This is a genomic window from Dactylosporangium sp. CS-033363, assembly GCF_050942475.1.
Classification (GTDB): Bacteria; Actinomycetota; Actinomycetes; order Mycobacteriales; family Micromonosporaceae; genus Dactylosporangium.
In genome coordinates this window covers 8,101,838-8,119,734 of record NZ_CP192032.1, presented here as the reverse complement: position 1 = coordinate 8,119,734, position 17,897 = coordinate 8,101,838, and the positions used below count along the sequence as shown (strand labels likewise).

Here is a 17,897-nt window from a genome sequence, read left to right as displayed (position 1 = left end):
ACCAGCGGGTACGCACGTTCGGTGGGGTTCAACCTGACCGCTCAGCCGGGCTGATGCCGCAGCGCCCGGACGATGGTGACGACGCCCAGCACGGCGAAGACGGTCAGGATCGGCAGCAGGATGACGACGCCGACCAGCGTCGTGCGGGCCCCGCCGCCCGCGACGACCGCCGCGAGCATGACGAGCACCGCGGCGATCGCGTACAGGATCCGCCCGCCGTCCCGGGCCAGCCGCACGAGGCGCGGCCGGCCCAGGTTCGGCGCGGTCACCGAGACGCCCCACCCGACGACGGCGGTCGCGACGGCGAGCAGCAGCAGGCTGAAGCCCAGGGCGACGTGGACCTGAATCGGCACGCCCGCATTGTGCGGCCCTCAGGCGCCGATGCGGAAGGTGGCGTCCTGTTTGTCCGTTGTGGACGACGAGCTCGTGATCGGGTCGATGCGCAGGACGTAGTTCGCGTGGCGCAGGTATCGGTCCGGGAAGTTGTACGACCGGAAGGACGTCCACGACGCGTCGGCGAACCCGGCCGCCTTGTAGAAGGTGGCGTCGGCCCTGAACGTGCTCGTCCCGTCACTGACCGCGAGCTGCAGCGCGTAGTTGGAGTGCCGCAGGTACCGGTCCGGGTAGTTGACCGAGCGGAACGAGACGCCGGAGGAGTCGGCCAGGCCCGGGACCAGGGTCCAGAGCTGGTCCTGGTACGGGTCGAAGGGGTACGCGTCGATCCGCCCGACGTTGTTGGCGTGGCGGACGTAGCGGTCCGGGAAGTTGTACGACTTGATGCGGTTCCAGGCCGGCGCGCCCCACTTGGCGGTGAGGTTCGTCAGCTCGGTCGCGGTGATCGGGGTGATGCCGGGGTGCTTGGAGTTCAGCGGCTGGGTGTAGGCGCGGTCGTTGAGCAGGCTCCACGCCCCGCCGGCCACGTTGCTCGTCTGCCAGCAGAAGAACCGGCCGTTGGGGCTCCACGTGTCGCCCCACATGAACCAGGTGTCCGCGGTGTTGGACTTGACGATCTGCGGGGCCTCGACGCCTCTTCCAGGACCGATGCCGCTCGTGTACTGGCTGAAGCTGCCCGGGTTCAGGCTCGTCGAGCGGGTGCCGAGCAGCGTGCTGTTCGTGTTGTTCTTGAAGTACATGTAGTTGACGCCGCCGACGCTCACGAAGTCGCCGTCGATGGCGTCGTAGCCGGGGTCGAAGAACGTCTGCGGGGCCGAGGCGGTCACGAAGTCGCTCGTGTAGTTCACCATCAGCACGTTGTGCCCGCCGGTGACCGCCGAGTAGACGACCGCGTACTGCCCGCGGCCCGGGTCCCAGTACGCCTCCGGGGCCCACGCGTGGGTCGCCAGGGAGTGCACCTTGAGCAGCCGGTACCCGGTGAAGGTGCGCAGGTCGGCCGAGTCCCAGACGTGGAGGTACTGGCTCTGGTAGTTCCAGTCGGTGCCGTTGAGGTCGGTGGCCAGCACGGCGAACCCGCCGCTCTGCTTGCGCAGGATGAACGGGTCGCGCAGGCCCCGGCTGCCCAGGGTGGGCGTGGCGACCGGGTTGTTCTGGTTGAGCGGGGTCCAGTTGAGCCCGTCGGCGCTGACGGCGAGGTGGAGGCCGTAGTTGGCGGCGGCCATGGTCGGGGACTCGGTGAAGTACGCCATGGCGTACCCGCCGTAGGTGGCGGCCATCGAGGTCCCGGGACGCGCGAGGGCGCCGCCGACGATGGCGGCGCCCGTGGCGGACAGCAGGGTGCGACGCTTCAAGAGATCACCTCAAGTCGCTGTGATCGCTAACAAATGGCGGCATGTCAGCGGGGTACAGCGATGTTATCGCTCACATTGATGAAGTCAAGCGGGTCGCCTCCGCGGCCAGGATGGCGACCGACTCGAAGTCGCCCGCCGCGATGGCCTTGCGCGGGACCATCCAGCTGCCGCCGACCGCCAGGACCGACGGCAGCCGCAGGTAGTCGAGCGCGTTGGACGCGTCGATCCCGCCGGTGGGCACGAACCGCACCTGGGGGAACGGTGCCGAAAGCGCGGCGACGGCGGCCGCCCCGCCGGAGGTGCCGGCCGGGAAGAACTTCAGCACGTCCACGCCGAGCTCCAGCGCCGCCATGATCTCGGTCGCCGTGGTGGCGCCGGGCAGCGCGGGCACCCCGTGGAAGCGGCACCGCCGCACGACCGCCGCGCTCAGCCCGGGGGAGACGACGAACGTCGCGCCCGCGGCCACGGCCTGGTCGACCTGGTCGGGGGTGGTGACCGTCCCGGCGCCGACCACGACCCCGCCGTGCCGGCTCATCCGCGCGATCGCGCCGGCCGCCGCCGCGGTGCGGAAGGTGACCTCTGCGATCGGCAGGCCGCCGGCGACCAGGGCGTCGGCGAGCGGCTCGGCCGAGGCGGCGTCATCCAGGACGACCACGGGGACGATGCGGCTGGTGTCGAGGAAACTCATGACGATCCTTTCAGGGCCAGGGCGGCCACGCCGAGGACGGTGGCCTCGGGCTCGGTGACGAAGTGCAGGTGGCGGGCGGTGGCGTCCTGCCGCAGCCGGCGCCACGGGGCCCAGCCGGCGGCCACCCCGGCGACGGTGACGTCCGCGATCCGGGTGCCGGCCGCGGCGCCGAGCCGGGTGGTGACCGCGTCGGCCTCCACCGCCAGCCCCTTGAGCAGGCCGGCCATGGCCTGGGCGCGGGTCACGTCCATCGGGAGTCCGACCTCCCGGGCGTCCGCGTCGATGCGGGCCGGGGCGGCGGTGTCCAGGGCCGCGTCGACCTCGGACCAGAGCAGGTCGTCGGGGATTTCGGGGTACAGCATCCGCCGCCACGCCTGGTAGAACCGCCCGGACGGCGTGGCCCGGTGCACGTAGCGCAGGCCGCCCGCCACGAAGACGCCGACGTCGATGCCGGGCTCGACCGCGTCGGGGAGGGCGTCCACGAGCAGCAGCTGGGCCTCGGAGGTGCCCGCCGAGACGTAGACGTCGCCGGGCTTGCGCACGCCGGAGCCGTACGCCCCGCACATGTGGTCGTGGCCGCCGGTGACGACGGCGATGCCCGCCGGCAGTACACCCGCGCCGGTCGTGAGACCGACGACCGTGGCGCTGCCGACGAGCTCCGGCAGGCGCAGGGCGCCGAGGCCGAGGGACGGCAGCGCGTCCTCGTCGAGGGTGCCGGCCCGCACGTCGAGCAGGCCGGTGCGCGAGGCGTGCGAGACGTTGAGGAACACCGGCGCGGCGGGGTCGGCCAGCAGGTCGCGGGCCACGAAGTCGGCCAGGCCGGTGAACGTGCGCGCGCCGCCGAGCAGCCCTTCGCGCCGCAGCCAGAGCAGCTTGAAGACCGAGAACGTGTCGTCCACGCCGGCCCACGCCTCGCCCGCGAGCGGCTTGGCCTCGCGGCCGTGCCCGGCGAACCAGGCCGGCACCGGGGCGGTCACCTCGCCGCCGGCGCCGAGCATGACGACCTCCTCGCCGACCGAGCCGACGCCGATCGCGACGACCGCGCCGGGGCGCACCGCCGGGTCGGCGAGCAGCTCCTCGAGCAGCCCGGCGACCGCGGCGGTGAGCCGGGACGCGTCGCGCCGCCCGCCCCACGGGTCGTCGCGCACCTCGGTCGGCGCCGAGACCAGGGCGGTCAGGCGGCCCTCGGTGGCGTCGTAGCAGCCGACCTTCGTGCGGGTGGTGCCGATGTCGACACCCAGGTAGAGGCTCACAGCGCGGTCACCGTCACGTGCTCGCGCAGCTTGGTGACGAGGTCAGGGTCGACGTCCGGGGCGAGCGACGCGGCGTTGGCCGCGCCCATCGCCGCGGCCTGGGTCAGCGCCGCCGCCGGGTCCTCGCCGCGGCCGAGCGCGACCGCGAGGCCGGCCAGGAACGCGTCGCCGGAGCCGGTGGCGTTGACCGTGTCCACGACCGGGCTGTCCGCGGTGAGCTGCGCGCCCGCGCCGACCCAGACCGAGCCGAAGGCCCCGCTGGTCACCACGAACGTCGCGCCGGTCAGGCCGTGCAGGTCGCGCACCGCGGCGAGCAGGTCGGCCGGGTCGGACAGGTCCCGGCCCAGGATGCCGCCGAGCTCGTGCGCGTTGGGCTTGACGACCAGCAGGCCGTCGCCCGGCCCATGTTCGCGGGCGTCGTCGATGACCCGGGCCAGGGCGTCGCCGTGCGCGTCGACCAGCGCGGTCGCGCCCCGGCGCAGGGCCGACCGGGCGATCGTGGCGTGCAGGTCGGGCGCGGAACCGGGCGGCAGGCTGCCGGTGGACACGACCACGTCGCCCAGCCGGACCGCCGCCGCCAGCCCGGCCGCGAGCTGCTCCTGCTCGTCGGCGGAGACCGTCGGGCCGCGCTCGTTGAGCACCGTGGAGCGCCCGGTGGCCCGCTCGATGACGACCGGCGTGACCCGGGTGTCGCCGAGGATCTGCACGTGCCGGTCGGCGACGCCCAGGTCCTCGCAGCCGCGCCGGATGACCTCGCCGACGAACCCGCCGACGAAGCCGTGGGCGGTGACCGCGGCGCCGAGGCGGCGGGCGCCCCGGCACACGATCATCCCCTTGCCGCCCGGCAGGCTCTGCACGTCGACGACCCGGTTGACCTCGAACGGGGTGAACCGCTCGACGACCTGGAGGCGATCCAGGGCCGGGTTGGGGCACACCACATGCAACGTGAACACTAGTCGCCGTCAATCTGGTACAGGGCGAACAGCTCGTCGTCGGTGGCCCCCAGGACCTCCTCCTCGCGTGAGCGGAACGTCTCGGCCGTGACGCGGACGAGTTCGTCGAGCTTCTCGGTCTGCGGCGGCAGGTTCATCGCCGCGTACGGGTTGCCGCCGGCGCCCAGCGGCTCGGCCGAGCAGTAGTTGTCGCCGCGCTGGTAGCCGATCGCGTAGAGGGCCATGATGACCACGTCGAGGTCGAGCAGGCCGTGGCCCAGGGCGCGCCGGTTGGTGTCGGCCAGGTGCAGGTTGAGCATGCGGTGGCCGTGGTCCAGCAGCGTGGCGCCGATGTGCAGCTCGCCGCTGAGCATGTGGTACGTGTCGCCGTTGACGTGCGCGATCGACGGGTGGCCGACCAGGTCGAGCAGGCGCAGGACCTGCTCGAAGGTGTGCGCGACGCTGGTCTCCTCGGGCCGGATCGGCTCCACGGCGCCGCGGATGCCGGCCTTGGCGAAGTCGTCGGCGACGTGCCGCATGGTGCTCGCCGAGCGCTCCAGCTCGTAGGAGTCGAACGCGACCGGGCGGCCCACGGAGCCCGCCCCGAAGAGCAGGTAGCTTCCCCCGACCGCCTGGGTGAACTGGGCCTGGCGGCGGAAGTACTCCACGGCGCGGGCCCGCACGTGCGGCAGGTTGTGCGCGAACTCCTGGTCGGGCGTCACCATGCCGCAGATGCCGGAGACGGTGATGCCGTGCTCGCCCAGGGTCTTGAGGGTCGCGTCGGGCCGGTAGCCGAAGTCGTCGGAGTACAGGTTGCCGTGCAGCTCGATGTACTGCACGCCGTTCTTGGCCAGCCGCTCGGCCGACACGCCGAGCTCCTCGGTGCCGAAGCCCCAGTTGCTCCAGCCGAACTTGAGCTTGGGCTCGTCGGCGGTGTGCGAGCGGCGCGCCTCGGCGAATGCCTTGACGACGCGCTGGTCATGGATGCGGAACGGTTGCGGCTTCATGTGGAACGACCTTTCTAACGACCGGCGAAGAACCGGGAACGCAGCGCGGAGGGGCTCAGGTGGCGCAGGTTGCCCTGCCGGCCCTGGTCGAACAGGGCGGCCAGCACGATGACCAGGCCGATGCTGAGCTGCTGCAGGAACGGGGAGAGGGCGAGCAGGATGAACGCGTTGCGCAGCACGCCGAGCAGGCAGGCGCCGAGGAACGCGCCGATGATCGAGCCGCGGCCGCCGGAGAGGCTGGCCCCGCCGATCACGGCGGCGGCGATGACGTCGAGCTCGTAGCCGGTGCCGGCCTGGGCCTCGGCCACCCCGACCTGGGTCGAGAAGATGATCCCGGCCAGGCCCGCGAGCAGGCCGATGAGCACGAACGTGAGGATGCGGGTGCGGGCGACCGGGATGCCGCCGGTGCGCGCGGCGGCGTCGTTGTCGCCGATCGCGGTGACCCGCAGGCCGAAGACGGTCCGGGTCAGCAGCAGCTGGCCGAGGATGACCAGCACGACGAAGATGAGCACGCTGACCGGGATGCCGCCGAGGATGCGGCCCTGGCCGATGAAGGACAGCTCGTCGGGCATGCTCTGCGGCAGGCCGCCGGTGACGAGCTGGGTCAGGCCGCGGGCGATGGACAGCATGCCCAGGGTCACGATGAACGAGCTGACCCGGCCCAGGACGACGACGGTACCGACGGCGAGCCCGCACACCCCGCCCACCGCGATGCCGGCCAGCATGGCGATCCACGGGTTGGCGCCGCTGCCGTACACCGAGCCGGCGGTGACCGCGGACAGCGCCAGCACCGAGCCGACCGACAGGTCGATCTCCTTGGCGATGAGGATGAACGTCTGCCCGACGGCGATCACGCCGACCACGACGACGGTCTGCAGCACGTTGTACAGGTTGTCGGCGCGCAGGAAGTTGCTGTTGACGATGCTGACGACGGCGCCCAGCAGGATGATCACGCCGAGCAGGCCGGTCTCCTGGCGCTTGAAGACCGAGCGGGCGACGTCCCTCGCGGAGCGGGTGCGCTCCGGGCCCGGGGCCGGGGCGGTGACGGTGGGGGCAGACATGCTCATCCTTCGGTCGATCCCATGGCGGCGGCCACGATGGGCTGCGGTCCTGCGGTGTTGGGGGCGTCGAGGGTCAGCCGGCCCTGGCGGACCACCACGACGCGGTCGGCGAGCTCGACGACCTCCTCGAGCTCGGAGGAGATGAACCAGACGGCGAGGCCCTCGGTGTGGGCGAGCTCGCGCAGGGTCGCGTAGATCTCGGCCTTGGTGCCGACGTCCACGCCCCGGGTCGGTTCGTCGAGGATCAGCACCCGCGGCTTGGCCGCGAGCGCGCGGGCCAGCAGCACCTTCTGCTGGTTGCCGCCGGACAGCGAGGTGATCGGCGCCTCGGTCGAGGCCGTCTTCACCCCGAAGCGGCGGGTCAGGTCGCGCGCGGCCGCGTCGGTACGCCCGGCCGAGACCCAGCCCAGCGGCCCGAGCGTCGAGAGGATGCGGACGGTCAGGTTGTAGCCGACCGTCTGGGCGTGGAAGACCTCGGTGCGCCGCTCCTCGGCGACGTACGCGATGCCGAGCCGCTGCGCCCGTCCGGGGCCGGAGATGCGGGCCGGGCGGCCGCCGACGAGCACCTGGCCGCCGGTGATCCGCCGGGCCCCGATGACCGCCTCGGCGATCTCGGTGCGCCCGGCCCCGACCAGCCCGGACATGCCGAGGATCTCGCCCCGGCGCAGCGCGAAGCTGACGTCGTCGAAGCCCTCGCCGGACAGGCCGCGCAGCTCGAGCGCGACCTCGGCGGTGTCGCTCAGGGTGCGCCGCTCGGCGACGGTCTGGGCGACCACGGCCCGCTTGCGCTCGCCCGCCATCAGCTCGACGGCGCGCTGCTCGTGCAGCTCCCGCGGGTCGCCCGCGGCCACGAAGGTGCCGTCGCGCAGGACGATGACGTGGTCGACGATGGAGTACACCTCGGCCAGGCGGTGGCTCACGAGGACCACCGCGACGCCGTCGGAGCGCAGCCGCCGCACGACGCTGAAGAGCCGCTCGGACTCCTCGTGGGTGAGGCTGGAGTTGGGCTCGTCCAGGAACAGCACCTTGGGCTGGCGGGACAGCGCTCGCACGATGTCGACCATCTGCCGGGAGGCGGCGGACAGGTCCCGGCACAGGGTGGCCGGGTCGGGCAGGTAGCCGGTCATGTCCAGGCGCCGCAGCAGCTCGCGGGCCCGGGTGACGTTCTCGCCCCGGCGGGCGGCCGCGTAGGCCGGCCGCTCGCCGAGGTCGTAGAGGAACAGGTTGTCGGCGATGGTGAGCTCGCTGATGAGCAGCGGCTCCTGGTGCACGACGACCACGCCGGCGGCGATCGCCTCGAGCGGCGAGCCGAAGCTCACCTCCTCCCCGGCGAGGGTGAGCTGCCCGCCGTCGGGCCGCATCTCGCCGGAGCAGAGCCGGATCAGGGTGGACTTGCCGGCGCCGTTCTCCCCGAGCAGCCCGGTGACCTGCCCGGCCGGGAAGGCCAGGGACACGTCGCGCAGGGCCCGCACGGGACCGAACGACTTCGCCAGGCCGGCGACCGCGAGGGCCGCCGGCTTCAGAGTGCTCGTCATGCTCGCCACAACTTCCTGCGAAACCGGGTCGGTCAGGAGGCGCCCGGGGTGCCCAGCGGCACGGCGGACGGGTCGTGCTGGGCCAGGTTGTCCTTGGTCACGAACGGGGCCTCGGCCTCCTGGGTGACCTGGTCCGGGTTCTTGCCGGTGACGGCCGCGTTGTAGAGCTGGATGGCCACGTTGTAGCCCTGGCCGAACGCGTCCTGGCCGATCACGCCGTACATCGAGCCGTTCTTGATGGCGTCGATGTTCTCGGTGGTGATGTCGAAGCCGATCACCTTGATGGTGTCCTGCTTGCCGGCCGCGGCGACGGCCTGCGCGGCGCCGAACGGGCCGCCGGCGGTGGCGTAGAGGCCGACCAGGTCGGTGTTCGACTGGATGTAGTTCTGCGCGGCCGAGAAGGTGTTCGAGGCCGAGTCCTTGGCCTCGACGCCCTGGCCGACGAGGGTCAGGCTGGAGCCCTGCAGGCCGTCGACGAAGCCCTTGCGGCGCTGCTCGGAGCCGGGCGCGGTGAACTGGCTGACGATGATGCCGACCTTGCCGGCCTTGCCGCCGGTGGCCTTGATCATCTCCTGGGCCGCGGTCTGGCCGGCCTTGTACTGCTCCTGCGCGTAGTTCACCGTGCCGCCGGACGAGCCGACGCAGTCGAACAGCGTGTTGTACGCGCCGAGCTTGTCGCCCTTGGCCGAGAGCGTCTTGATGTCGGCGCAGTTGCCCTCGCCGGCGATGAAGAAGCCGATGCCCTTGTACCCCTGGGCGTCCGCGCCCTTGATCGCGCTGGACACCGTCTGCACGTCGATGTTGTCGCCGGCGACGATCCAGTCGACCTTGCCGTTGCGGGAGGAGAGCACCCGGTTGGCGTAGTCCGCGCCCGCCTTCACCGACACCCAGTAGGGGTTGTTGGCGAAGCCGATCATCGCGACCTTGACCTCGCTGCCGGGCTTCTGGTCGGTCGGGGTGGGCCGGCCGGAGATGAGGTCGGACGGGCCGGACGCGGCCGAGTCGTCCCCGCCCCCGCAGGCGGCGGCGAGCATCGCGACCGCCACCAGCACGGCGGAGCCGCGGGTGAACGACCGGATTCCGGTGCGTAGTCTCATGAGGTCCTCCAGATGGGGGTGTGCTTCGGGGGTCAGAGGCCGGCGAGGCGGACCTTGGGGCCGAGGCCCCGGATCTCCTCGGCGGTGGCGGGATCGAGGCCGGCGTCGGTCACGACGAGGTCGATGTCCTCGATCGAGGCGTAGCGGCAGGCGGCCTGGAGGCCGAACTTGCTGGCGTCGGTCATGAGGACCGACTTCTGGGCGGACGCGAGGATGGCCGTCTTGACCGCCGCCTCCGCCGGGTCGGGCGTGGAGAGCCCCCACGCGAGGTCGACGGCGTTGGCGCCGACGAACGCGACGTCGAAGCGCAGCGCCGCCAGCCGCTCCAGGGCCCACGTGTCGACCTCGGCGTAGCTGGCCGGGCGCACCCGGCCGCCGATCGTCATCACGGTGGAGTGGCCCAGGTCGGTCAGGGCGAGCGCGATCTGCAGGGCGTTGGTGACGATGAGGAGGTCACCCCGGTCCGGCAGCAGCTGGGCGAGGTGCCCGGTGGTGGAGCCGGCCTCGATGAAGATGGCGCCGAAGGGCGGGATCTCCGCGGCCGCCGCACGGGCGATGGCGAGCTTCTCCTCGCGCCGCTCGCCGATCCGGTCGGAGACGCGCCCCTCGTCGGCGAGCGTCGCGCGGGCCACGGCGCCGCCGTGCACCCGCCGCAGGTCGCCCGCGGCCTCGAGCATCGACAGGTCGCGGCGGATGGTCTCGGCGTTGACCGAGAACCGGGTGGACAGCTCCGCCGCCTGCACCCGGCCGCTGCTGCGGACCAGCGCCGCGATCTCGCGCCGCCGCTCGAGCGGGGAAGCCTGCATCGCCAACCACCTCCTTCCGCCTGATGTGGATTTCCATGTGGGTCTTGTGGAGGAACCCACGCGACTTGTGGAGTCACACTACATCCGGACCGGAAGTTGTCAACGCAAGATTTTCTGATTGTTACGAGAAGACGCTCGTTTTCTAGTAAGGGATGTCCGATTAACCCGCTAAATGACGGCCTAACCGGTTTCAATCCTGGAATTTCGCTACAAGCAGCAGCCGGGGGTGGTGGTGGGCTTGTAATTTTGCTACAAACTGAGCCAACGAGCACCAGGTACCACGGAGGAGCACGGTGAACGAAGCGCTGCGCGGCCCCGAGCTGGTCGTCACCCCGCAGGGGCTGGCGAACCGCACGGGCCGGTACGAGAAGAGGCTGGCCGACCTCGACGGCCTCTTTGCCGACAGCGGGGCGTTCGCCGCCCGCCTGGCCCACGAGGCCGACCGGGTCATCTACCACGTCGACGAGTTCCGCCCGTCGGACGCGGCCGGCGACCTCATCACCGGCATCTCCACGCTCTCGCCCGGCAAGGTCGGCGAGGAGTTCCACATGACCCGCGGGCACATCCACGCCCAGCACGACCGGGCCGAGATCTACCACTGCCTGAGCGGGCACGGGCTCATGCTGATGGAGACCCTCGACGGGCAGACGGTCGTCACCGAGCTGCACCCGGGCGTCATCGCCTACGTGCCGCCGGTGCACATCCACCGCAGCGTCAACGTCGGCGACACCGACCTCGTGACCGTCTTCTGCTACCCGGCCGACGCCGGGCAGGACTACGGCATCATCGCCCGCGCCGGCGGCATGCGGCACCGCGCCGTCGCGTCGGCCGGGGCCGAGCACTGGCGCCTGAAGGAGAACCCGGACTATGTCGCCCGCTGAACCGCTCACCGGCCGCGCCCTGGCCCGCATGGTCGACATCAGCGCCGTGCAGGCCCAGCACGGCCGCGAGGACGTCGAGACCCTGGCCCGCCTGGCCCTGGAGGGCGACTTCGTGGCCGCGCACGTGCTGCCGTCCTGGCTGCCCGCGCTGCGCGCCCTGGTCGCCGGCTCCACCACGAACGCGGGCTCGCCGGTCGGGTTCCCGTCCGGCGGCTCGGCCACCCCGATCAAGGTGGCCGAGGCCGAGTGGCTGCTCGCCAACGGGGTGCAGGAGATGGACGTCGTGATGAACATCGGGCTGGTCCGCTCCGGCGAGCTCGCGGCCGCGTCGCGGGACGTCGGGGCGGTGCTGGCGGCGGTCGGCGGTGCGGTACCGGTGAAGGTGATTCTGGAAGTCGGCCTGCTCGACGAGGATCAGCTCCGCAGTGCGGCCCAGGCGGCCATGGACGCCGGGGCGACCTCGCTCAAGACCGGCACCGGCTGGCAGGGCGTGGCCACCACCCCGCGGCACGTCGAGCTCATCCGCGCGGTCGCCGGCCCGGGCCCGGAGATCAAGGCCTCGGGCGGGGTCCGCTCGCTGGAGCAGATCCGCGCGCTGCTCGCGGCCGGCGCCACCCGCTTCGGCATCAACACCGCCGTCGCCGTCCGGCTCGTCGCCGAGGCCGGTGCCTGATGCCCGCCGCCCTCACGCCCGCCTCGCTGGTCCCGGCGGCCGCGCCGACCATGTACTTCATCGGCGTCACCACCGGCTCGTCGGCCATCCACCGGGTCTTCGCCGCCTGGCGCCCCCTGATCGGCCTCACCGGCGTCGAGCTGACCGGCATCGACATCCCGGTCGGCGCGCCGGCCGCCGACTACCGCGCCGTCGTGGCCCACCTGCGCGACGACCCGCTCTCCCGCGGCGCCCTGGTCACCACCCACAAGCTCGACCTGTTCGCCGCCACCCGGGACCAGCTGCGCGACGTCAACGGCGACGCCGCGCGGCTGCACGAGGTCAGCGCCCTCGTCGCCGGAGACGGCGTCGTCGACGGGCTGGCGCTGGACACCGTCACCAGCGAGCTGTCGCTGCACGCGATCGTCCCCGTGCTCACGGGCCGCGACGTGCTGGTGATGGGGTCGGGCGGGGCCGCCCTCGCGCTGTGCGACTACCTCGCGCACCGCGCGGGCGGCAACGCCCCCTCGCGGGTGATCGTCACCGACATCGCCGCGGACCGGCTGGCCGCCATCGCCAAGGCCACTGCGGCCGGCGCGCCGGGCATCGAGTGGCAGACGCGGCTGCTCGCGCGCGGCGAGTCGCACGACGCGCTGCTGGCCGGGCTGGCTCCGGGCGCGCTCGTGGTCAACGCGACGGGCATGGGCAAGGACCGGCCCGGCTCGCCGCTGACCGACGCCGCCGCGTTCCCGCACGGCGGGGCGGTGTGGGAGTTCAACTACCGGGGCGAGCTGGGCTTCCTGCGCCAGGCCCGGGCCCGCGCGGCGGCCGACGAGCTCATTGTCGAGGACGGCTGGCGGTACTTCGTGCACGGCTGGACCCGCGCCATCGATGCCGTCTTCGGCCTCGGTCTGCCCACCTCCGGCCCCGGCTTCGACCGGCTCTACGACGCGGCGCAGGCCGTCCGATGACGCTGCTTCCCAACGCTGGCGCCGGCTTCGGCCGGCGCTGCGACTCGGCGCAGGCCGTCCGATGACGCTGCTGGCGCGCTGGCTCGGGCAGGCGGGGTTCGTCCTTACTGCGGGCAAGGCGAACCTGGCCGTCGACCCGTACCTGTCGGACTCCCTGGCCGAGAAGTACGCCGGCAGGCTCTTCCCGCACACCCGGATGCGCCCCGCCCCGGTCGGCCCGCTCGAGCTGCCGCCGCTCGTGGCCGTCCTGTGCACGCACGCGCACACCGACCACATGGACCCCGGCACCCTGACCCCGCTGCTGGCCGCGCAGCCGAGGGCCCGGCTCGCCTGCCCGCGCCCGGCCGCCGGCGAGGCCCTGCGCCGCAGCGGCGCCGCCGAGTCGCGGCTCGACCCGCTGCGGGCAGGCGAGCGCACCGGGTACGGCCCGTTCATGGTCACCGCGGTGCCCGCCGCGCACGAGGAGCGCACCCTCGACGAGTACGGCGACGACCGCTTCCTCGGCTACGTGATCGACGCCGGGGGTACCCGCGTCTACCACTCGGGTGACTGCGCGCCCTGGGACGGGCTCGCCGCCTGGCTGTCCCGGATGGCGATCGACGTGGCGCTGCTGCCGGTGAACGGGCGCGACGCGTACCGGCGGGACAACGGGGTACCCGGGAACTTCACCTTCGACGAGGCGGTGCGACTGTGCGCCGCCGCCGGGATCGGCACCCTCGTCCCACATCATTGGGGCATGTTCGCCTTCAACACCGCCGATCCGGCGGATTTCGACCTCGGCCTCGCCGGAGCGCTCGGCGTCACGGTCACGGTGCCCCAGCACGGCGCCACGGTGGTCCTGCGGGGCCGGCGATGAACGGGCCCGTGCTGGAGCGCATCAACCAGCACCTCGAGCAGCTGCGCCGCTCCGAGCGCAAGGTGGCCGAGGCGGTGCTGGCCAACCCGCGCGGGGTGGTCCAGATGACCCTGGCCGAGCTGGCCGAGGCGGCCGACGTCAGCCAGCCCACGATCGTGCGCTTCGCCAACGCGATCGGCTGCGACGGCTTCCACGACTTCCGCATCCAGCTCGCGCAGAGCGTGGCGCTCGGCGTGCCGGCGACCCAGTCGGTGATCGAGGCCCAGGACGACATCGCGACGACGGTCGGGAAGATCTTCGACTTCTCCATCACGTCCCTCGACCACGTGCGCCGCCACCTCGACCTGGAGGCCCTCGGCCGGGCCGTGGACACCCTCGCCGCCTGCTCGCACATCGTGTTCATCGGCCTCGGCGCGTCCGGCATCGTGGCCATGGACGCCGAGCAGAAGTTCCCGCTCTTCGGCGTGCCGTGCTCCGCCCCGATCGACACCCACCAGCAGTTCCTGGCCGCCTCCACCAGCCGTCCGGGTACCGCGTTCGTGGCCATCTCCAACACCGGCCGCACCGTGTCGATCCTGGACACCGTGCGCGTCGCCCGGGAGCGCGGCGCCACGGTCATCGGCATCACCGGCGGCCCGTCGCCGCTGGCCGAGCTCTCGCACATCTCCCTCCTCGTCGAGTCGCTGGACAACACCGACGTCTACACGCCGACCATCTCCCGGCTGGCCCAGCTCGTCGTGGTCGACACCCTCGCCACCATGGTGCTGCTGCGGCGCGAGGACTCCGCCCTGGAGGACATCCGCACCATGAAGACGCGGCTGTCCCGGATGCGATCGGGGATGCCGCGCTCATGACGGACGTCGTCCTCGCCTTCGACCTCGGCACCGGCGGCTGCAAGGCCGCCCTCGTCGACGCGTCCGCGCGCGTGCTCGCCACCGCGTTCGTGGCCTACCCGACCAGCTACCCGGCGTCCGGCCGGCACGAGCAGCGCCCGGAGGACTGGTGGGCCGCGCTGGCCGCCGCCACCCGCGCGCTGCCGCTGCCCGGGCACGCGGTCCGCGCCGTCTCCCTCTCCGGGCACAGCCTGGCCATGGTCCCGGTCGACGTCTCCGGGGCCCTGCTGCTCGACGCCGTCCCGATCTGGTCCGACGTGCGCGGGAGCGCCGCTGCTCAGGCGTTCTTTGCCTCCGTGGATGAGAACGACTGGTACTTGAGCACCGGCAACGGCTTCCCGGCCGGCATGTACACCGTGTTCAAGGCGGCCGGGACGCCCTTCGGCGACCGCGTCGCGCACATCCTCGGCAGCAAGGACTGGATCAACTACCGGCTCACCGGCGTGCGGGCCACCGACCCCAGCTACGCCTCCGGTTCCGGCGCCTACGACCTGCGCTCCCGCGCCCTGCGCCCCGACGTGTTCGCGGCGCTGGGCGTGCCGGCCGGATGGTGGCCGGAGGTCGTCGCGTCGAGCGCGGTCATCGGATCCGTCAGCGCCGAAGCCTCCCTCGCGACCGGGATCCCTTCCGGTGTACCCGTAGTGGCCGGCGGCGTCGACAACTCCTGCATGGCCCTGGGCGCCGGACTCGATCGCCCCGGCGCCGCGTACCTCTCGCTCGGCTCGTCCAACTGGGTCACCGTCGCCGGGACCGAGCCCGTCCTCGACATGGTCGACCGGCCGTTCGTCTTCGACCACGTGCTGCCCGGCCTCTACGTCTCCGCGCTGTCCACCTTCGGCGGCGGCAGCAGCCTCACCTGGCTGGCCGGCCTGCTCGGGCGGGACGGCGACCTGGGCGCGCTGCTGGCCGAGGCGGCCGCGGTCGCTCCGGGCGCCGACGGGCTGACGTGCGTGCCGACCCTTGCCGGCGGTACCGTCGCCGAGGGCGGCCCCGCCGTGCGCGGCGCGTTCCTCGGGCTCGGCCTGGCCCACACGCACGGCCACCTCGCCCGCGCCGTGGTGGAGGGCATCGGCTTCAGCCTCGCCGGCGCCGCCGCGGTCATGCTGGCCGACATCCCGCCCGGCGCCCCGATCACCGCCGTGGGCGGCGGGGCGCGCGGCGACCTCATGCTGCAGGTCCTCGCCGACCTGCTCGAGCGGCCCATTGCCCGCCCGGCCGACGCCCAGCACTGCGCGGCCCTCGGCGCGGCGGCCCTGGGCTGGCTCGGCATCGGCGCCTGGGATTCCACCGCGTCCCTGAACACCGGCGCCTCGGGTTCCACCGCGTCCCTGCACACCGGCGCCTCGGGTTCCACCGCGTCCCTGAACACCGGCGCCTCGAGTTCCACCGCGTCCCTGAACACCGGCGCCCCGGGTTCCACCTCGTCCCTGAACACCGGCGCCTTGGGTTCCGCCGAGCGGCTGCACGCCGGTGGCGCCGGGTCCGAGCCTGCGCACTCCGGCGGCGCCGGGATCGAGCTGATCGTGCCCGGCTCTGCCGACTACGCCCTGCCCCTGGCCCGTTTCCGTGCCGCGCGAGCGGCCGTGCGGGCGCAATCCGAAGTCACATAACGCACCTGGAGTTCCCCCGTGCCCCTCGCCGATCCACGCCCCATCCTCGCCGCCGCCCGCCTCCGCGGGTACGGTGTCGGCGCCTTCAACACCACCCTGCTCGAGCACGCCGAGGCGCTCGTGGCCGGAGCCGAGGCGGCCGGCGCGCCGCTCATCATGCAGATCAGCGAGAACGCGGTCCGCTACCACGGCTCCCTGCGCCCGCTCGCCGCCGCCGCCCGCGCCCTCGCCGAGGCGGCCACCGTCCCGGTCGTGCTGCACCTGGACCACGCCGAGGACGTCGCGCTGGTGCGCGAGGCGGTCGGCCTCGGGTTCACCTCCGTCATGTACGACGGCTCCAAACTGGACGACCGGCGCAACCGCGCCGTCACCCGCGAGGTCGTCGCCTTCTGCCACGCCGCCGGGATCGCGGTCGAGGCCGAGCTGGGCGAGGTCGGGGGCAAGGACGGCGTACACGCCCCCGGCGTCCGCACCGACCCGGCCGACGCCGCCCGCTTCGTCGCCGACACCGGCGTCGACTCCCTGGCCGTGGCCGTCGGCACCTCCCACGCCATGGCCACCCGCGACGCCGTCATCGACCTGGACCTGGTCGCCGCGCTAGCCGCCGCGGTGCCGGTCCCGCTGGTCCTGCACGGCTCCTCCGGCGTCGACGACGCCACCCTGGCCCGCGCGGTGACCGCCGGCATGACCAAGGTCAACATCGCCACCCACCTGAACAAGTGCTTCACCAACGTCGTGCGCGCCCGCCTGGAGTCCGACCCGAAGGTGATGGACGCCCGCAAGTACGTGGCCCCCGCCCGCGACGCCATGGCCACCGAGGTCACCCGCCTCATCCGCGTCCTCTCCGGGGCGCTCGTATGAGGGTCCTGGTCACCCCGCGCAGCATGTCCGCGGCCGGCTCGCCCGCCCTGGACCGCCTGACCGCCGCCGGCTACGAGATCGTGACGCCGGCCCCGGGCCGCCAGCCCACCACGGACGAGCTGCTGGCCGCGGTACCGGGCGTGGTGGGATGGGTGGCCGGCGTCGAGCCGATCGGCGCCGACGTCCTGGCCCGCGCGGACGCCCTGCGCGTCATCAGCCGCAACGGCGCCGGCAGCGACGCCATCGACGCCCGCGCCGCCGCCGCCCAGGGCATCCGCGTCATCACGGCCCGCGGCGCCAACGCCCAGGGCGTGGCCGAGCTGGCTTTGGCCCTGACCCTGATGGGCCTGCGCGGCCTCCCCGCAGCGTCGGACGCCCTGCGCACCGGCACCTGGCAGCGCAGCACGGGCCGCGAGGCCGCGGGCCGCTCGCTGGGCATCGTCGGCTACGGCGCGATCGGCCAGCGCCTGGCCGCCCTGGCCCGCGGCCTGGGCATGACGGTGACCGCACACGACCCGTTCGTGGACGTGGCCGACGTACCGCTGCTGCCGCTGGAGGAGCTCCTGCGTACGAGCGAGGTCGTGTCCTTGCACGTCCCCCCGTCCCCGGCCGGCCCGCTGCTGGGCGCGCCGGAGCTGGCCCTGCTCCGCGACGACGTGGTCCTGCTGAACACGGCCCGCTCGACCCTGGTCGACGAGACGGCGCTGCTGGCCGAGCTGCGGGCGGGGCGGATCGCGTTCTACTCGGTGGACGCCTTCGACCGGGAGCCACCGGAGCCCTCGGAGCTGCTGCGCGAGCCCCGGGTCCTGCCGACCCCACACCTGGGCGCGGCGACGGCCGAGAGCTCCCGCCGCGCCGCCGAGGCGGCGGTGGACAACCTCCTGGCGGCCCTGGCCGCCTGAGCTCAGCGGTCGCCATGCCGGGCTGGCGAACCTGCCTGGGTCGCTGGCGGGCGGAGCTCAGCGGTCGCCACGCCGGGCCGGCGAACCTGCCTGCGTCGCTGGCGGGCGGAGCTCAGCGGCCGCCACGCCGGGCCGGCGAACCTGCCT

18 protein-coding genes are annotated in these 17,897 nt (G+C 73.2%); 8 read left to right on the top strand and 10 right to left on the bottom strand.

Annotation, left to right across the window (positions count from 1 at the left end; translation table 11 throughout):
• Positions 1-41: 41 nt before the first annotated feature.
• From ACQPZ4_RS37565 to ACQPZ4_RS37520, 10 genes are all read right to left on the bottom strand, one after another.
• On the bottom strand, positions 42-353 hold the full coding sequence (locus ACQPZ4_RS37565) for a hypothetical protein (RefSeq protein WP_433046837.1): 312 nt from the start codon (positions 351-353) through the stop codon (positions 42-44).
• Positions 354-371: 18 nt separating this feature from the next.
• Positions 372-1,745 (bottom strand): glycoside hydrolase family 43 protein, encoded by a 1,374-nt coding sequence (locus tag ACQPZ4_RS37560; RefSeq protein ID WP_433046834.1) that lies wholly within the window; start codon positions 1,743-1,745, stop codon positions 372-374.
• Positions 1,746-1,815: 70 nt separating this feature from the next.
• The gene (gene eda / locus ACQPZ4_RS37555) at positions 1,816-2,433 is read right to left on the bottom strand and encodes a bifunctional 4-hydroxy-2-oxoglutarate aldolase/2-dehydro-3-deoxy-phosphogluconate aldolase (protein ID WP_433046831.1); all 618 of its coding nucleotides are present in this window, start codon (positions 2,431-2,433) and stop codon (positions 1,816-1,818) included.
• Positions 2,430-3,686 (bottom strand): FGGY-family carbohydrate kinase, encoded by a 1,257-nt coding sequence (locus tag ACQPZ4_RS37550; RefSeq protein ID WP_433046828.1) that lies wholly within the window; start codon positions 3,684-3,686, stop codon positions 2,430-2,432. Before ACQPZ4_RS37550 ends, eda begins: the two co-directional genes overlap by 4 nt.
• Positions 3,683-4,621 (bottom strand): 1-phosphofructokinase family hexose kinase, encoded by a 939-nt coding sequence (locus ACQPZ4_RS37545; protein ID WP_433046825.1) that lies wholly within the window; start codon positions 4,619-4,621, stop codon positions 3,683-3,685. Before ACQPZ4_RS37545 ends, ACQPZ4_RS37550 begins: the two co-directional genes overlap by 4 nt.
• Positions 4,622-4,638: 17 nt before the next feature.
• Complete coding sequence (locus tag ACQPZ4_RS37540; RefSeq protein ID WP_433046822.1) at positions 4,639-5,625, bottom strand: sugar phosphate isomerase/epimerase family protein; 987 nt, start codon at positions 5,623-5,625, stop codon at positions 4,639-4,641.
• Positions 5,626-5,639: 14 nt separating this feature from the next.
• Positions 5,640-6,686, bottom strand: a complete 1,047-nt coding sequence (locus ACQPZ4_RS37535; RefSeq protein WP_433046819.1) for an ABC transporter permease — start codon at positions 6,684-6,686, stop codon at positions 5,640-5,642.
• 2 nt (positions 6,687-6,688) lie between these two features.
• The gene (locus tag ACQPZ4_RS37530; RefSeq protein ID WP_433046816.1) at positions 6,689-8,221 is read right to left on the bottom strand and encodes a sugar ABC transporter ATP-binding protein; all 1,533 of its coding nucleotides are present in this window, start codon (positions 8,219-8,221) and stop codon (positions 6,689-6,691) included.
• Positions 8,222-8,253: 32 nt separating this feature from the next.
• Positions 8,254-9,318, bottom strand: coding sequence for a sugar ABC transporter substrate-binding protein (locus ACQPZ4_RS37525; RefSeq protein WP_433046813.1), 1,065 nt, complete (start codon positions 9,316-9,318; stop codon positions 8,254-8,256).
• A 32-nt stretch (positions 9,319-9,350) separates the two neighbouring features.
• Positions 9,351-10,124, bottom strand: coding sequence for a DeoR/GlpR family DNA-binding transcription regulator (locus ACQPZ4_RS37520; RefSeq protein WP_433046810.1), 774 nt, complete (start codon positions 10,122-10,124; stop codon positions 9,351-9,353).
• A gap of 293 nt (positions 10,125-10,417) precedes the next feature.
• On the opposite strand from ACQPZ4_RS37520, the gene ACQPZ4_RS37515 reads away from it, so the two are divergent.
• From ACQPZ4_RS37515 to ACQPZ4_RS37480, 8 genes are all read left to right on the top strand, one after another.
• On the top strand, positions 10,418-11,005 hold the full coding sequence (locus ACQPZ4_RS37515) for a glucose-6-phosphate isomerase family protein (protein ID WP_433046807.1): 588 nt from the start codon (positions 10,418-10,420) through the stop codon (positions 11,003-11,005).
• Positions 10,992-11,678 carry a deoxyribose-phosphate aldolase gene (gene deoC / locus ACQPZ4_RS37510; RefSeq protein WP_433046804.1) on the top strand — a complete coding sequence of 229 codons (687 nt, stop codon included), beginning with the start codon at positions 10,992-10,994 and terminating at the stop codon, positions 11,676-11,678. Before ACQPZ4_RS37515 ends, deoC begins: the two co-directional genes overlap by 14 nt.
• The gene (locus ACQPZ4_RS37505) at positions 11,678-12,628 is read left to right on the top strand and encodes a hypothetical protein (protein WP_433046801.1); all 951 of its coding nucleotides are present in this window, start codon (positions 11,678-11,680) and stop codon (positions 12,626-12,628) included. Before deoC ends, ACQPZ4_RS37505 begins: the two co-directional genes overlap by 1 nt.
• Positions 12,629-12,689: 61 nt before the next feature.
• Positions 12,690-13,484, top strand: a complete 795-nt coding sequence (locus ACQPZ4_RS37500) for an MBL fold metallo-hydrolase (RefSeq protein WP_433046798.1) — start codon at positions 12,690-12,692, stop codon at positions 13,482-13,484.
• Positions 13,481-14,338, top strand: coding sequence for an SIS domain-containing protein (locus ACQPZ4_RS37495; protein ID WP_433046795.1), 858 nt, complete (start codon positions 13,481-13,483; stop codon positions 14,336-14,338). Before ACQPZ4_RS37500 ends, ACQPZ4_RS37495 begins: the two co-directional genes overlap by 4 nt.
• Positions 14,335-15,987, top strand: coding sequence for a xylulokinase (locus ACQPZ4_RS37490; RefSeq protein ID WP_433046792.1), 1,653 nt, complete (start codon positions 14,335-14,337; stop codon positions 15,985-15,987). Before ACQPZ4_RS37495 ends, ACQPZ4_RS37490 begins: the two co-directional genes overlap by 4 nt.
• A gap of 18 nt (positions 15,988-16,005) precedes the next feature.
• Entirely contained in the window at positions 16,006-16,848 is an 843-nt protein-coding gene (locus tag ACQPZ4_RS37485) for a class II fructose-bisphosphate aldolase (RefSeq protein WP_433046789.1), read from the top strand.
• Positions 16,845-17,750: an NAD(P)-dependent oxidoreductase gene (locus ACQPZ4_RS37480; RefSeq protein ID WP_433046786.1), complete on the top strand. Its 906-nt coding sequence runs from the start codon at positions 16,845-16,847 to the stop codon at positions 17,748-17,750. The genes ACQPZ4_RS37485 and ACQPZ4_RS37480 overlap by 4 nt, the downstream gene beginning before the upstream one ends.
• Positions 17,751-17,897 lie beyond the last annotated feature (147 nt).

Bases quoted from the DNA above. Each gene is read 5' to 3' on its own strand.
- eda (WP_433046831.1), bottom strand. From the start codon at position 2,433: ATGAGTTTCCTCGACACCAGCCGCATCGTCCCCGTGGTCGTCCTGGAT.
- ACQPZ4_RS37540 (WP_433046822.1), bottom strand. From the start codon at position 5,625: ATGAAGCCGCAACCGTTCCGCATCCATGACCAGCGCGTCGTCAAGGCA.
- ACQPZ4_RS37535 (WP_433046819.1), bottom strand. From the start codon at position 6,686: ATGTCTGCCCCCACCGTCACCGCCCCGGCCCCGGGCCCGGAGCGCACC.
- ACQPZ4_RS37530 (WP_433046816.1), bottom strand. From the start codon at position 8,221: ATGACGAGCACTCTGAAGCCGGCGGCCCTCGCGGTCGCCGGCCTGGCG.
- ACQPZ4_RS37525 (WP_433046813.1), bottom strand. From the start codon at position 9,318: ATGAGACTACGCACCGGAATCCGGTCGTTCACCCGCGGCTCCGCCGTG.
- ACQPZ4_RS37520 (WP_433046810.1), bottom strand. From the start codon at position 10,124: ATGCAGGCTTCCCCGCTCGAGCGGCGGCGCGAGATCGCGGCGCTGGTC.
- deoC (WP_433046804.1), top strand. From the start codon at position 10,992: ATGTCGCCCGCTGAACCGCTCACCGGCCGCGCCCTGGCCCGCATGGTC.
- ACQPZ4_RS37505 (WP_433046801.1), top strand. From the start codon at position 11,678: ATGCCCGCCGCCCTCACGCCCGCCTCGCTGGTCCCGGCGGCCGCGCCG.
- ACQPZ4_RS37500 (WP_433046798.1), top strand. From the start codon at position 12,690: ATGACGCTGCTGGCGCGCTGGCTCGGGCAGGCGGGGTTCGTCCTTACT.
- ACQPZ4_RS37495 (WP_433046795.1), top strand. From the start codon at position 13,481: ATGAACGGGCCCGTGCTGGAGCGCATCAACCAGCACCTCGAGCAGCTG.
- ACQPZ4_RS37490 (WP_433046792.1), top strand. From the start codon at position 14,335: ATGACGGACGTCGTCCTCGCCTTCGACCTCGGCACCGGCGGCTGCAAG.
- ACQPZ4_RS37480 (WP_433046786.1), top strand. From the start codon at position 16,845: ATGAGGGTCCTGGTCACCCCGCGCAGCATGTCCGCGGCCGGCTCGCCC.